11 protein-coding genes are annotated in these 14,146 nt (G+C 36.9%); 7 read left to right on the top strand and 4 right to left on the bottom strand.

The genetic code is table 11. The features are described from left to right. Nucleotides 1-23: 23 nt before the first annotated feature. Genes QGN23_RS05065 through QGN23_RS05055 form a run of 3 tightly spaced genes read right to left on the bottom strand, consistent with a single transcriptional unit; the run spans nucleotide 24 to nucleotide 2,807 of the window. Complete coding sequence (locus tag QGN23_RS05065) at nucleotides 24-887, bottom strand: alpha/beta hydrolase (protein ID WP_282905921.1); 864 nt, start codon at nucleotides 885-887, stop codon at nucleotides 24-26. 54 nt (nucleotides 888-941) lie between these two features. Beyond that, on the bottom strand, nucleotides 942-1,904 hold the full coding sequence (locus tag QGN23_RS05060; protein WP_282905920.1) for a glycosyltransferase family 2 protein: 963 nt from the start codon (nucleotides 1,902-1,904) through the stop codon (nucleotides 942-944). 27 nt (nucleotides 1,905-1,931) lie between these two features. Next, nucleotides 1,932-2,807, bottom strand: coding sequence for a lysophospholipid acyltransferase family protein (locus tag QGN23_RS05055; protein WP_282905919.1), 876 nt, complete (start codon nucleotides 2,805-2,807; stop codon nucleotides 1,932-1,934). An 83-nt stretch (nucleotides 2,808-2,890) separates the two neighbouring features. Between QGN23_RS05055 and QGN23_RS05050 the strand changes: the two genes are divergently transcribed. Next, the gene (locus QGN23_RS05050; RefSeq protein WP_282905918.1) at nucleotides 2,891-3,481 is read left to right on the top strand and encodes a thioredoxin family protein; all 591 of its coding nucleotides are present in this window, start codon (nucleotides 2,891-2,893) and stop codon (nucleotides 3,479-3,481) included. A 219-nt stretch (nucleotides 3,482-3,700) separates the two neighbouring features. Here the strand turns inward: QGN23_RS05050 and QGN23_RS05045 are convergent, their stop codons facing one another. Beyond that, nucleotides 3,701-5,062: an aldehyde dehydrogenase gene (locus QGN23_RS05045; protein WP_282905917.1), complete on the bottom strand. Its 1,362-nt coding sequence runs from the start codon at nucleotides 5,060-5,062 to the stop codon at nucleotides 3,701-3,703. A 133-nt stretch (nucleotides 5,063-5,195) separates the two neighbouring features. On the opposite strand from QGN23_RS05045, the gene QGN23_RS05040 reads away from it, so the two are divergent. The 6 genes from QGN23_RS05040 to QGN23_RS05015 all read left to right on the top strand — a co-directional run bounded on the left by QGN23_RS05040 (nucleotide 5,196) and on the right by QGN23_RS05015 (nucleotide 14,098). Beyond that, entirely contained in the window at nucleotides 5,196-6,002 is an 807-nt protein-coding gene (locus tag QGN23_RS05040; protein WP_282905916.1) for an SDR family oxidoreductase, read from the top strand. 56 nt (nucleotides 6,003-6,058) lie between these two features. Beyond that, nucleotides 6,059-7,486, top strand: a complete 1,428-nt coding sequence (gene purB / locus QGN23_RS05035; RefSeq protein WP_282905915.1) for an adenylosuccinate lyase — start codon at nucleotides 6,059-6,061, stop codon at nucleotides 7,484-7,486. Nucleotides 7,487-7,596: 110 nt separating this feature from the next. Then, the gene (locus tag QGN23_RS05030; RefSeq protein WP_282905914.1) at nucleotides 7,597-8,625 is read left to right on the top strand and encodes a PDDEXK nuclease domain-containing protein; all 1,029 of its coding nucleotides are present in this window, start codon (nucleotides 7,597-7,599) and stop codon (nucleotides 8,623-8,625) included. Nucleotides 8,626-8,755: 130 nt separating this feature from the next. Then, entirely contained in the window at nucleotides 8,756-12,445 is a 3,690-nt protein-coding gene (locus tag QGN23_RS05025; protein ID WP_282905913.1) for a phosphoribosylformylglycinamidine synthase, read from the top strand. Between the two features lie 345 nt (nucleotides 12,446-12,790). Further along, nucleotides 12,791-13,396 carry a SatD family protein gene (locus QGN23_RS05020; RefSeq protein WP_282905912.1) on the top strand — a complete coding sequence of 202 codons (606 nt, stop codon included), beginning with the start codon at nucleotides 12,791-12,793 and terminating at the stop codon, nucleotides 13,394-13,396. Then, the gene (locus QGN23_RS05015) at nucleotides 13,397-14,098 is read left to right on the top strand and encodes a DUF3307 domain-containing protein (RefSeq protein ID WP_282905911.1); all 702 of its coding nucleotides are present in this window, start codon (nucleotides 13,397-13,399) and stop codon (nucleotides 14,096-14,098) included. It begins immediately after the preceding gene. Nucleotides 14,099-14,146 lie beyond the last annotated feature (48 nt).

Here is a 14,146-nt window from a genome sequence, read left to right as displayed (position 1 = left end):
TTTTGATTTTAGGACTGTATTTTTTATTTCCGGTGAGAATAATCCAGGCTGGTTTTTGTGGAATCGATGACAATCTTTTTTTCTTCGAAAATTTCTTCCATCACGCGGTGGTATTCTTCAAACTGATGAATATTAATATGTCCCGCACCTAAAATTACATACAGTCTTGTTAGTTCTGGATTTATTTCAGACAGAGCAACCGCCGTGCGGAGAGGAACTACCCGATCATCGCTCCCGTGAATAATCTTAATCGGACAGCGTACATTTTTTAAATATTGAAAAGTCGGAATATTATAACGTAGAAAGGGTTTCGCCGGCATAAAGGGGAGATAGTGGTGAATTGTCCGAAGCAGGGAATAAAGCGGTGACGTCAGAATTAACAGTCGGGGATTATTTTTCGAAGCAAGTCTTGCTGCAAAACCGGAACCCAGTGAGCGGCCGTACACCACAATTTTATCTTCGCTGAATTCGTTTTTAGTAATATCATAAATGAACTGAGAGTCCCGTTTCATCGCTTGTACAGTCCTTTTTCCCGTGCTTTTTCCAAAACCGCGATAATCCATCATGATCACTTCGTAGCCCAATCTGGTAAAATCGATGGCAAATTTACCCCAACCTTTGATGCTTTTTGTATTTCCTTTCAGATAAAGAACAACGCCTTTGGGCGAATCAACATGAAAATGCAGGTAATTAATTTTGGCACCAGGCTCGGGCTCGACCGTTTTTTCATCTGCCATTAAATTGTCGTAAGCAAATTTGAAATCGGGCGGAAGTTTTTCAGGCTGAAAGAAAAATTTATGTTGAAAAAAATAGATAAGAATCCCAAGCACGAGAATAACCACCGCAATGATGGTAACCGCCAGGTAGATATCTATCTTTATATTCATAACATAAAAGTAGATAAATTTAATTCAAAAAACAGAAAAGAAAGTGGTGAAAAATTAAAGAAAGTTTTTAAATACCAACCATTTTGCCTGATAAAATTTAGAAATCTGCTTGTTCTGGCGGAGTTTTACCGTTTCGGGAATCTGAGCATAAAATGAAAAATGTGCCCTGATTACCGCCCAGAAATGGGATATGCCGTTTTTGTAACCCAGGTAAATCCCGGCAAATCCGTCTAAAATCAAACGGAATGGAATCAGCCAAAGCAAAGTAGAAAGTGGAGTATTCTTTAAAATCATCGAAAAATTATTCCGGATATTTAAAAAAGTTTTCTGCGGACTTTGTTTATTTAATGTTCCTCCGCCGACATGGTAAACCGTTGATTTTCCCGTATAGAAAATTTTCCTGCCCGAGTTTTTCAAACGCCAGCACAAATCAATTTCTTCCTGGTGAGCAAAGAATCTTGCATCAAAACCATTTTGTGACCAAAAATCTTCAGACCGGATAAAAAAGCAACATCCTGAAGCCCAGAATATTTCAACTTCATCATCAAATTGCCCGTGATCTTCCTCGATATTTTCAAAAATTCTGCCCCGACAGTACGGATAACCGAGATTATCGATCAAACCGCCGCCAGCTCCTGCAAATTCAAAATAATTTCTTCGGTTATAATCAAGGATTTTAGGTTGAACGGCCGCAATATTTTCATCATTTTTAAAAATAGTTAAAACCGGAATTATCCAGTTTTCAGTCACTTCAACATCAGAATTTAAGAGGCAATAAAACTCGTGGTCAATGTGTTTTAATCCTTCATTATAACCTTCTGCAAAACCGTAATTTTTTTTGTTCTGTATGATAGTAACCCCCGGAAAATTTCTCTTTAAAAAAGCCACGGAATCATCGGTCGAAGCGTTGTCGATGACATAAATATCAGCGTTTTCGGAATGCCGGATGACATTGGGAAGAAACTGTTCCAACCAATGTTTACCGTTCCAGTTGAGTATGACGATTGCTAAATTCAATTGATAAAATATTAAAAAAAATGAAATTTATTCCCCCATGACTTTTATGGCGTGTTGGTATTTCCATCTTCTGTGGGACCAAAGATAATTGTCTGGTCTTTTATTAATGGTGTTTTCCAGCAGGTTATGGAATTTTTTCACGACTTCGTGCTCAACGAATTTTTCACCGTCAGGCATAATCCGGTAAAAATTAACCTGATAGAAACCCCGCTTTACTTTTTTCATTTCACAATAAACAAAAGCCAGATCCATTCTCAGTGAAAGTTTATCGTAACCTACAAAAACAGGCGTTTTCTGATTCAGGAAATTTAAACCGTAAGTTACTTCTGAAACGTGGGGCGTTTGGTCTGCAACAAACATATAAACCGAATTGCCATCATTTGGATTTCTGAAAATATGACGAATAACTTCTTTCGCTTCCAAAGGTTGATTTCCGAACCGGTTCCGGAGACCTTTTATTTTCTCTTCCCAAAAACCGCTCTGAACTTTACGGTAAACCGGGAAACTGTTTTCTTCCGGAATGATGGTCGCCAGTACATTGAACCATTCCCAATTAAAAACATGGCCTGCTAACAGAATAACATTTTTATTTTCGGATTTCGCTTCATGAAAAACATCCTGGTTAAGATGCTGAATCCGTACCCGCAATTCATTAGAAGAAATGGTAAATGATTTAAAGGTTTCTACGATATAATCACAGAAATTGAAGTAGAATTTTTTCTCTATTTTTTTAAGTTCTTCCGGTGATTTTGTGGGAAAAGAATTTTGAAGATTTTCCAGCACTACTTTCCGTCTATAGCCCACAACGTAGTAGATCACAAAAAACATGAAATCTGAAAATAAATACAAAACCCGCAGCGGAAGTTTTGAAAAAAGCAGGATTATTTTAAAAATAAAATTCATAAAGATTTGCAAATTTAACGATAATAAACTTTATGATTGGCTCTGTTTTTGTTAATTTGCACGGAATAACAAATTTGAATACAATGATTAATGTTAATTTGAAGATTTTTGCCGTGGCATCCTTACTGATTACTTCCCTGGCATGTTCTCAGAAAACTGAAAATGTTAAGGTAAAAGAAGTTGCTTCTGACAAGACGCTTCTTATCGAATCGGACAGTACTGCCATCGTGGAAGCCAGGAAAAAAGCAGCGGCTGAAGAAAAAGCCAAGCTTCCAAAACCATATAATGATAAGGAAAATGCTGAAGCTAAAATTGCCGAATTGGTAAAACAAGCTCAGGCAGAGAACAAAAATATTATTTTGCAGGCCGGTGGAAACTGGTGTATTTGGTGTTTAAGGTTCAATCAGTTTGTTCAAACCACGCCGGAACTGAAAAATATTGTCGATGAAAATTATCTCTATTATCATTTGAATTACTCGCCGGAAAATAAAAATGAAAAAGTTTTTGCAAAATATGATAATCCAGGAGCAAAATTTGGTTATCCGGTTTTTATCGTTTTAGATAAAAATGGAAAAATGATTCATACGCAAGACAGCTCTATTTTAGAAGAAGGAAAAGGATATAGCTTAGAAAAAGTAAAAGCATTTTTTACCGAATGGGCGCCAAAATCATAAAATAGAAAAGTCCCGTCAAATCAATGACGGGATATTTTTTACAGCATGAGCAAATATCCATTTTTAACCGCAAAGAGGCAAAAGTGAAATTCAGAAAAAGGTCGAAATCAAAAGTGTGCAAAAGTGAAGCGCTTATCCGTACTGGTTTTGCAGATTTTTCAATTTAGGCAGAATTTTTTCTTTATCTTTTCTGTAAAAGGTTTTGGACCTCTGCAAATTTTATAAAAATTTCTTAATCCAATTGAGTTTTTTATCGGTGTATGGTGGATATTTTAAATCCGGTTCGCCCCAGGTTGCTCTATTTAAAATGGCTTTCTGGTGAGAAAATGCTTCAAAACCAAATTTACCATGATAATTTCCGATTCCGGAATTTCCGACACCACCAAAAGGCAGATAGTCATTGCTCAAATGCATTACGACATCATTGATGCAACCGCCACCGAAAGATATTTTGGAAATAAAATGTTCCTTCTCCTCAGAATTGTCCGTAAATAAATAGGCAGAAAGCGGTTTTTCATGTGCTGCGATTTGAAGCAAGGCCTCATTGAAATTTTTAAAAGTTAAAACGGGAAGGATGGGTCCAAAAATTTCCTCCTGCATTACCGCGTCATCCCAGGTAACATTATGCATGATGGTAGGCTCAATGAATCGTTGTGCTGAATTTGAATTTCCACCGAAAAAGACTTTTTCTTTATCAATTAATTTCACCAACCGGTCGAAATTTCTTTCATTAATGATTCTGGTATAGTGTTCAGATTCTGGTTGGTAATTAAATTTTTGGATATACGATTTCAAAGAATCCAGGAAGCTGTCTTTTATTTTTTCATCGACTAAAATGTAATCGGGTGCGACACAAGTTTGGCCGGCATTCAGAAATTTCCCCCAAACTATTCTTTTCGCCGCCACTTCGAAATTAGTGCTGGAAGTTACAATTACAGGACTTTTTCCGCCCAGTTCCAGCGTCACGGGAGTTAAATGTTTGGCTGCAGCTTCGTAAACTATTTGCCCAACTTTCGGGCTGCCGGTGAAAAATATCTTATCGAATTTCAGTTTCAGAATTTCCGTAATTTCTTCTACACCACCTTCGATAACATATAAATATTCTTTTGGGAAATTCTCATTAATTATTTGTGCCATCGCATGCATCGAATGTGCTGCTATTTCGCTTGGTTTCAAAATACAGGTGTTTCCGGCTGCTAAAGCCGCAACCATCGGTGACAGCGAAAGTTGATAAGGATAATTCCACGCACCGATGACCAAAGTGCATCCCAAAGGTTCCGGATACACTTTACTGGAGCCCAGCTGGTTGGCGAGATTAGTGCGCACGTTTTTTGGTTTTGCTAAAGAATTCAGGTTTTTCAGATAATAATCAATGTCTTTCAAAACGAACGAAATTTCGGTGGAATAAGTGTCAAATCTGGATTTACCAAAATCTTTGTAGATGGCTTCATATAATAAATCCTCGTTTTTTAGGATCACTTCTTTAAGCTTCTCCAAATACATTTTTCGGAATTTCAGATTTTTACTCTTCTGACTGTCAAATAATTCCCGCTGTTCGGTTAAAATATCTTTGAAATTCATTACTTTTAATTATTAATTTAATTGTAGTTTAGATTTTGTTATTGACAATTTAGGCAATAATCCGTGTTTAATGAAATTTAGTAACAACTATCAATCCAAACAAATTTAGCTAAAAAAATAATATATTTAAAAAATGGATTTTAAAAATAAAATAGTTCTCATCACGGGCGGCTGCTCCGGAATCGGAAAAATAATGGCCAGAAAATCTTTGGAAAGAGGTTGTTCTAAATTGATAATTTGGGATATCAATGAAGATGGTTTAAGTAGAACAAAAGAGGAATTCTCCAAATTGGGCGGTGAAGTTTTCACTTTTAAAGTCGATGTCTCTAACCTGGATGAAATCAAAATCAATGCTCAAAGGGTAAGAACTGAAGTCGGTTCTGTAGATATTCTTATTAACAATGCCGGAATTGTGGTCGGAAAATATTTTCATGAACACACGCACGATCAGATTCAAAAAAGCATGTCGATTAATTCAAATGCTTTGATGCACATTACGTTAGAGTTTATTCCCGGTATGATTTCGAAGAATTCAGGTGCCATCTGCAATATTGCTTCTTCTGCAGGATTAATTTCCAATCCCAAAATGTCAGTTTATGCCGCTTCAAAATGGGCTGTCATTGGTTGGGGAGACAGTGTCCGTCTGGAAATGGTTCAGTTGAAGAAAAATATTTCGGTGACAACGATAATGCCGTTCTTTATTAATACCGGAATGTTCGATGGGGTAAAATCAAAACTTCTTCCAATTTTGGAGCCAGAAAAGACTTCAGAGCGTATTATTAAAGCAATTGAAAAAGAAACGAAAATGTTGGCAATGCCACTTCCATACTGGTTTATTCGTCTTTCACAAGGTATTTTGCCGATCCCCGCATTTGACTGGGTGATGGAAAATGTTTTTGGAATTTATGACACGATGAAGGAATTTACAGGCCGAAAATAAGTTTTAGACCTCAATATTTTTCCTTAAATTTGTGCAAGTAAAAAGTAAAAGAAAGAATGAATTCCTACAAAAACCCTCTTGAAGAACGCTATTCAAGTGAGGAAATGCTCTATAATTTCTCCCCGAACAACAAGTTCAGAAACTGGCGGAAATTATGGATTGCACTTGCCGAAATCGAAAAAGATTTAGGGCTTGACATTTCCGATGAGCAGATCGCTCAGCTTAAAGAGCACTCAGATATTATCGACTACGAAAAAGCTGCCGTGTACGAGAAGAAATTCCGTCATGACGTGATGGCGCATGTTCACACCTATGGCGACGCTGCTCCTTTGGCAAAAGGAATTATTCACCTCGGAGCCACTTCGGCTTTTGTTGGTGATAACACCGATTTGATTCAGATGCGCGACGGATTATTGCTCATCAAAAAACAGTTGGTGAATGTGATGAAAAATCTGGCTGATTTTGCCATTCAATATAAGGATCTGCCGACTTTAGGATTTACCCATTACCAACCGGCTCAATTAACTACCGTTGGAAAACGGGCCACTTTATGGCTGCAGTCTTTAATTTTAGATTTCGAAGAATTAGAATTTTTCTTAGAAACTTTAAGATTTCGTGGCGTTAAAGGAACAACCGGAACTGCGGCAAGTTTCTTAGAGTTATTTAATGGTGATTATTCCAAAGTAAAACATTTGGATAAAGAACTTTCTAAGCGTTTCGGTTTTGACAAAGTTTTCGGCGTTTCCGGACAAACCTACGATCGAAAAATCGACGCAAAAGTGATTGCTTTACTTTCAAATATTGCGCAATCAGCCCATAAATTCACGAATGATTTAAGACTTTTACAGAATCTAAAAGAAATTGAAGAACCTTTCGAGAAAAACCAAATCGGTTCTTCTGCGATGGCTTACAAACGAAATCCAATGCGTTCCGAAAGAATCGGAGCTTTGGCAAAATTTGTGATTTCTTTGTCAACTAGTTCAGCGATGGTCGCTTCAACACAGTGGTTTGAAAGAACTTTGGATGATTCTGCGAACAAGAGATTAACCATTCCACAAGCTTTTTTAGCGGTAGATGCGATTCTGATGATTTGGAATAATATCATGAATGGAATTGTGGTTTATGAAAACAGAATTCAAAAACATATTATGGAAGAACTTCCGTTTATGGCGACGGAATATATTATTATGGAAGAAGTGAAAGCCGGCGGTGATCGTCAGGAAATTCACGAAACCATCCGCCTTCATTCCATGGAAGCTTCGAAAAAAGTAAAAGAAGAAGGAAAGGAAAACGATTTGCTTGAAAGAATTTTAAACGATCATTCCTTAAAACTGGATAAATCGAAACTGATGGCAGTTCTGGAACCTAAGAATTTTATAGGTTTCGCACCGATACAGACAGAGGAGTTTATTGAAAATGAGGTAAAGCCGATCTTGGAAAAGTACGCCGAATTAATCGGGTTAAAAGCCGACCTTAAAGTATAAAAATTAATGCAGTCTTCTTGGCTGCATTTTTTTTTAAGCTCCGAAGCAGGAATATGGGTAGAAAATTGTTAATCCACAAATTAAGCTCCAAGCGAGCGACCTATTAAAGCATGTCTGATAAAAGAAACTTCGTAGATAAAAATCAAATTTTCGATGAAAATCTGTTTGTCGAATTGTCGCTGCTTATTGAGCAAAGTCGCAATCAGGTGGTAATGTACGCCAATAGTACGCTCACGGTTTTGTTTTGGCAGGTCGGAAAACGCATCAGCGAAGAAATTTTACAAAACCAACGTGCAGAATATGGAAAACAAATTGTGTCCACAGTCTCTATGCAATTGGAAAACAAATATGGCAGAAATTTTACCGAAAGAAATGTGCGGAGAATGATGCAGTTTTCCCAACGATTTCCAGAATTGGAAATTTTGTCGCCACTGGCTACACAATTAAGTTGGTCACATTTTGTAGAATTATTACCATTAAAAAGCAGTGAAGCGAGATTGTTCTACGCAGAATTGGTAATAAAGGAAACGCTTAGTAAAAGGGATTTACGAAAACGAATTGCTAACAAAACTTTTGAACGCACAGAGATTGCCAATATTCAGGTAAATCAAAATGAAAATATACCAATCAACACTTTCAAAGATCCTTATTTGCTGGATTTTCTCGGTTTGCAAAACGGTTATTTAGAAAAAGATGTTGAAACCGCTATTTTGCACGAATTGGAGAAATTCATCCTTGAACTTGGGAAAGGCTTTGCATTTGTGGAAAGACAGAAAAGAATGATTATTGACGGAGAAGATTTTTATCTTGATTTGTTATTTTATCATCGCACTTTAAAAAGATTGGTCGCCGTGGAATTAAAAATGGGAAAATTTCAAGCCAGACAAAAAGGCCAAATGGAACTTTACCTAAAATGGCTCAACAAAAATGAACGAAAATCGGGAGAAGAAACGCCAATCGGTTTAATACTTTGTGCTGAAAGCAGCAAAGAGCAAATTGAACTTTTAGAAATGCATAAAGATGGAATAGTGGTCGCCGAATACTGGACAGAGCTTCCTCCAAAGAAAGAACTGGAAAAGAAACTCCATTCTGCTCTCATGGAAGCAAGAGAACGTTTTGAGCGTAAAAAATTGATGTAATATACCTACTAAGGTAATAAAAAAGCCCTGAAAGGGTGAAATAAAATAGAACAGGGGTAAAACCGGGACGAATTGTCAAAAAGAAATAAAGTGAAATGAAAAGGTACAAGGTGCCGAAATCTCGATAAAAATGAAAAAAAGAATCTTCGTAGAAAAAAAAGGAATTTTCGATGTTGAAAGTCCACTGGTTTTTAATGAAATAAAAAATATCGTACCGACCATTAAAGATGTTAAAGTCTATAATGTGTACGATGTTTTCGGTGTTAATGACAATGAGTTTTCGAAAGTCATCAACAGTACTTTTGTAGATCCCGTGACCGATATTTTGCATGAAGTGAATCCTGCGGAAAGCCTTCATTTCGCCACCGAATTTTTGCCCGGTCAATATGATCAGCGTGCAGATTCGGCACAACAGTGTATTGCTTTACTCACTGAAAATGAAAATGGAAAAGTCAGAAGCGGGAAACTCATCGAATTGTTTGGGGTTGCAGAATCAGATGTTGAAACCATTAAAAATCATCTCATTAATAAAGTTGAATCTCAGGTTAAGGATTTGTCGAAATTAGAAATTCCTGCAGAAGAAACGGCGGATCCTGTTATTGTTCATGAAGGTTTTAATGATTTTTCTTCCGAAGAATTAAAAATATTTTATGACCGCCACGGTTTTGCTTTAGATATTGATGATTTAGAATTTATTCAAACTTATTTTAAATCAGAAAATAGAAATCCAACTGAAACGGAACTTAAAGTTCTGGATACGTATTGGAGTGACCATTGCCGACATACCACTTTCGAAACAGAACTGACTGATATTCAGTTTAATGATTCTTTTAAATCGACTTTACAAACCATTTTTAATGATTATATTGAGAAAAGAAAATTCTTAGGCAGGGAACTGAAACCTATTTCACTAATGGATTTGGCTACGGTGTGCGCCAGGTATTTCCACAAAACCGGGAAACTGGAAAATCTCGTAGTTTCCGATGAAATAAATGCCTGTACCATTGAAATCGAAGCCGAATTCGACGGAAAAAAAGAACCATGGTATTTATTGTTTAAAAATGAAACTCATAATCATCCGACAGAAATTGAACCTTTTGGTGGTGCTTCAACCTGTTTAGGAGGTGCAATCCGAGATCCTTTGTCTGGGCGTGCTTTTGTTTATCAGGCGATGCGTTTATCCGGAGCGGCCAATGTTTTAGAGCCGATTACTGAGACTTTAGCGGGGAAACTTCCGCAAAGAACGATTACGAAACAAGCTGCAAACGGTTATTCTTCTTACGGAAACCAGATTGGTTTAGCGACAACTTCGGTGAATGAAATTTACCACGATGGTTACAAAGCAAAACGAATGGAAGTTGGTTTTGTCGTGGGTGCCGTGAAAAAAGATTGGGTCAAAAGAGAGCAGCCTCAAAATGGAGATCTCGTGATTTTATTAGGTGGCGCAACCGGTAGAGACGGAGTAGGCGGTGCAAGCGGAAGTTCGAAAGTTCAGGATGAAACCTCAATTCACACTTTGTCGACCGAAGTTCAGAAAGGAAACGCTGTTGAAGAACGTAAAATTCAACGACTTTTTAGAAATCCTGAAGTGACGACTTTGATTAAAAAATCAAACGATTTTGGTGCTGGCGGCGTTTCGGTTGCGATTGGCGAAATTGCTGATTCACTGGAAATTAACCTCGATATTCTTCCTTTAAAATATGAAGGTTTAAATGGAACTGAACTCGCTATTTCTGAATCTCAGGAAAGAATGGCGGTCGTTATTGAAGCGAAAGACAAAGAAAAATTCATCAGTTTCTGTGAAAAGGAAAATATAAAAGCCGTAGAAGTGGCTAAAGTAACCGATTCTGGAAGAATGCAGATGTTTTGGCAGGGAAATAAAATTGTTGATTTAAGCCGCGAATTTTTAGATACCAATGGTTGTGCAAAAACGCAGGATGCTGAAGTATCACATCTGCAACCGGTTGAAAGTGAGACGATCGAATTTAACGAAGAAAACTTTTTGAAGATTCTTTCCAGCAAAAATGTTGCTTCCCAAAAAGGTTTGGCGGAAATGTTTGATGCTTCTGTAGGCGGAACGACCGTTGCGATGCCGTTTGGCGGAAAACACCAGTTGACTGAAATGGAAGGAAGTGTGCAAACGTTACCGATTTTAAACGCTCAAAACATCGAAACAGTATCTTTAGCGAGTTGGGGATTCGATGCGGATATCTCGTCTCAGAACTCTCTGGTTGGCGCTGCAAATGCCGTAGTTGAAAGTGTTGCCAAGATCGTCGCCATGGGCGGCGATTACAAAAATATCCGTTTGAGTTTTCAGGAGTATTTTGAAAAGCTCGGAAACAATCCTCAGAAGTGGGGAAAACCTTTGGCTTCTTTGCTTGGCGCGTACGACGCGCAGATGAATTTTGAACTGGCCGCGATTGGTGGTAAAGATTCCATGAGCGGAAGTTTTCAGGATATTCATGTTCCGCCGACTTTGATTTCTTTCGCCTGTGCGAATGGAGAAAAGAAAAATATCATTTCACCTGAATTCAAAAAAGCGGGAAATAAGCTGTATTTATTTCATCACATTCCACAGGAAAACGGAATGCCGAATTATGAAAATTTGAAACAGATTTTTGATTTCATATTTGAAAATAGTAAGGCTAAAAAGATTGTTTCGGTGAAGACCATTAAAGAGGGTGGAGTTGCAGTTGCCTTAGCGAAAATGAGTTTTGGAAATCATCTTGGAGCAGAAATTAAAGCAGATGAAGATTTGCTTTTAACCAAGAATATCGGAAGTTTAATTATAGAAAGTTCAGAGGATTTAGAAAATGATTTGCTTCAAGTTATTGGTGAGGTTTCAAATTCTAATATTTTGAAAATCAGTGATTTTAAATTCGATATCGCAAAACTACTTGAGGTGTGGCGAGGAACTTTTGAAGAACTTTTTCCAACGACGGAAAAAAAGAAAATGGTGGTTGAAATTGATTCAAAATTGAATTCTACTACTCCCAGAAGTATTACTATACTAAAACATAATTTAGCGAAACCGAAAGTTTTTGCGCCGATTTTTCCGGGAACCAATTGTGAATATGAAACCCAAAATGCCTTTCGGAAAGAAGGTGCTGAAGTTTCAGGATTGCCTTTAATAAATCTTAATCATCAATTGTTAAATGAAAGTTTAGAGGCGTGGATTTCTGAAATTAACCGGTCTCAGATTTTGGTTTTATCCGGAGGTTTTTCAGCCGGCGATGAACCAGATGGTTCGGCGAAATTCATTGTCAATGTTTTGAAAAATGAGAAGATGAAAAATGCGGTTCATCAGTTATTGGAACGCGACGGAATGATTCTCGGAATCTGTAACGGCTTTCAGGCTCTGGTAAAATCAGGATTGTTGCCTTATGGTGAAATTCGGGATTTGAATGCGGATTCTCCGACTTTAGCACATAACGCAATCGGTCGTCATATTTCTCAAATGGTCGATGTGAAAGTGATTAATGATGATTCTCCCTGGTTAAAAGGAATGAAAGATCAGGTATTTACGATTCCGATTTCGCACGGTGAAGGCCGGTTTATGGCTTCGGAAAATGTAATTAAAGAATTATACGAAAACGGGCAGATTGCGACACAGTACATTGATTTTGACGGAAATATTGCCCACGGAATGCCGTTTAACCCAAATAATTCACTGTTTGGAATTGAAGGTTTAACTTCTAAATCCGGAAAAATATTAGGAAGAATGGGCCATCCGGAGCGTTTTTCTGAAGGTTTAATGAAGAATATTCCTACGGCGAATTACCATAATATTTTCAAAAATGGAGTTGAATACTTTAAATAGTTTTCTGAAAATGTAAGTTTTTAACCGCAAAAGAAAAATCAAAAAATGGATTCTCAAAAGAATGCAAAAAGTAAAAAATGTAATCCATATGCATTTTGCATTCTTTTGAATTGGTTTTTAAAAATGAAACTTTTGCAGCTTTTGCGGTTAAAAAAAATTGATCAGGGTTTAAAATATCTTCAATTATTATTTATAGAAAAAGTAGTTTTTAATTATAAGTCATCTTGCTTATATTGCTAAAATATTAGGAAATTAACTTATATTTTAGATTGAATTTTAACAAAACATTATAAGGTGTTTGCCTTATAATTTGAATTTATAAGGAATAATGCTTATATTTGAATCATGATTGCAATTATTACCGGTGATATTATTAATTCTCAAAAGTCCGATTCTGAGTTATGGCTCCCAAAATTGAAGGAGTTGTTGGAATCATGGTCAGTGGCGCCTGAGAACTGGGAAATATACCGAGGTGATGAATTTCAGTTAAAATGCAGCGTTGATGAAGTGTTTCGCAAGGCGGTACTGCTGAAATCGCTTATCAGAACTTTTGAAAATTTAGATGTACGTCTGGCAATCGGTATCGGAAACGAGGTATTTCGGTCTGAAAAAATTACAGAATCAAACGGTTCGGCTTATGTGAATTCAGGAAGATTACTCACTGAAATAAAATCTCAGGGAAAAACACTGTCGATACAAACCGAAAATGACAAAGTAAACCGCGATTTAAATATTCTTTTCAAATGGGCTTCTCTCGATTTTGACAGCTGGACTGCAGCAACTGCGGAGATTATTCATCAGCTTCTCCGGAATTCAGAGTTGACTCAGGAAGAGCTCGCAAAAGAATTAAATATCACGCAATCATCAGTAAGTCAAAGGCTTAAAAGAGCTAATTTCGAATTGTTACAGGAAACCGATCAATTCTTCAGAAAAAAAATAGCAGAATTATAAATGATTTTTATTCCTCTCATATTGGCCCATTTATTAGGAGATTTTATTCTTCAGCCTAATTTCTGGGTGGCTGATAAAGAGAAAAAAAAGGGCGGAAGCATTTATTTGTATATTCATGTTTTGTTGCATGTGGTTCTCGCTCTGATTTTTTTATGGGATTTAAATCTTTGGTGGATTGCCGTAATGATCGGCGTTACCCATTTTTTGATCGATTGGGCAAAACTGCAGTTTCAAAGTGAGAAGACCAAAAGAACCTGGTTTTTTATCGATCAGGTTGCGCATCTTTCAGTCATCGGAATACTGTCGATTTTTTATTTTCCCTATTTCAGATGGGAAGATTTCTTTAACCACGAAACTTTAAAATTACTGACCGCCTTAGTTTTTCTGACGGTTCCATCTTCCATATTAATTAAAACGGTCATTTCAATCTGGACGCCGGTTACCATAGAGCACAGCAAATTACAAACAGAATCTCTGGTCAATGCCGGAAAGTATATTGGTATTCTTGAAAGGCTTTTGGTCTTCGTTTTCATTTTGGTCAATCATTGGGAAGGTGTAGGTTTTATGATTGCTGCAAAGTCGGTTTTCAGGTTCAGTGATTTGGCAGAAGCAAAACAGAGAAAACTCACAGAGTATGTATTAATAGGAACTTTGCTGAGTTTTGGCATCGCAGTTCTTACAGGAGTTTTAATAAAAATTTAAAATAAGAAGTATGTTAATTAGGAGGTTTTTAACCGCAAAAGAAACAAA

The organism is Chryseobacterium gotjawalense (assembly GCF_030012525.1).
In the GTDB taxonomy this organism is placed as follows: domain Bacteria; phylum Bacteroidota; class Bacteroidia; order Flavobacteriales; family Weeksellaceae; genus Kaistella; species Kaistella gotjawalense.
Note: the sequence above shows the minus strand (reverse complement) of the source record. Positions and strands in the feature narration are given on the sequence as shown.

Excerpts from the sequence above, each read along its gene's own strand:
- QGN23_RS05065 (WP_282905921.1), bottom strand. The coding sequence starts at position 887 with ATGAATATAAAGATAGATATCTACCTGGCGGTTACCATCATTGCGGTG.
- QGN23_RS05055 (WP_282905919.1), bottom strand. The coding sequence starts at position 2,807 with ATGAATTTTATTTTTAAAATAATCCTGCTTTTTTCAAAACTTCCGCTG.
- QGN23_RS05050 (WP_282905918.1), top strand. The coding sequence starts at position 2,891 with ATGATTAATGTTAATTTGAAGATTTTTGCCGTGGCATCCTTACTGATT.
- QGN23_RS05045 (WP_282905917.1), bottom strand. The coding sequence starts at position 5,062 with ATGAATTTCAAAGATATTTTAACCGAACAGCGGGAATTATTTGACAGT.
- QGN23_RS05040 (WP_282905916.1), top strand. The coding sequence starts at position 5,196 with ATGGATTTTAAAAATAAAATAGTTCTCATCACGGGCGGCTGCTCCGGA.
- purB (WP_282905915.1), top strand. The coding sequence starts at position 6,059 with ATGAATTCCTACAAAAACCCTCTTGAAGAACGCTATTCAAGTGAGGAA.
- QGN23_RS05030 (WP_282905914.1), top strand. The coding sequence starts at position 7,597 with ATGTCTGATAAAAGAAACTTCGTAGATAAAAATCAAATTTTCGATGAA.
- QGN23_RS05025 (WP_282905913.1), top strand. The coding sequence starts at position 8,756 with ATGAAAAAAAGAATCTTCGTAGAAAAAAAAGGAATTTTCGATGTTGAA.
- QGN23_RS05020 (WP_282905912.1), top strand. The coding sequence starts at position 12,791 with ATGATTGCAATTATTACCGGTGATATTATTAATTCTCAAAAGTCCGAT.
- QGN23_RS05015 (WP_282905911.1), top strand. The coding sequence starts at position 13,397 with ATGATTTTTATTCCTCTCATATTGGCCCATTTATTAGGAGATTTTATT.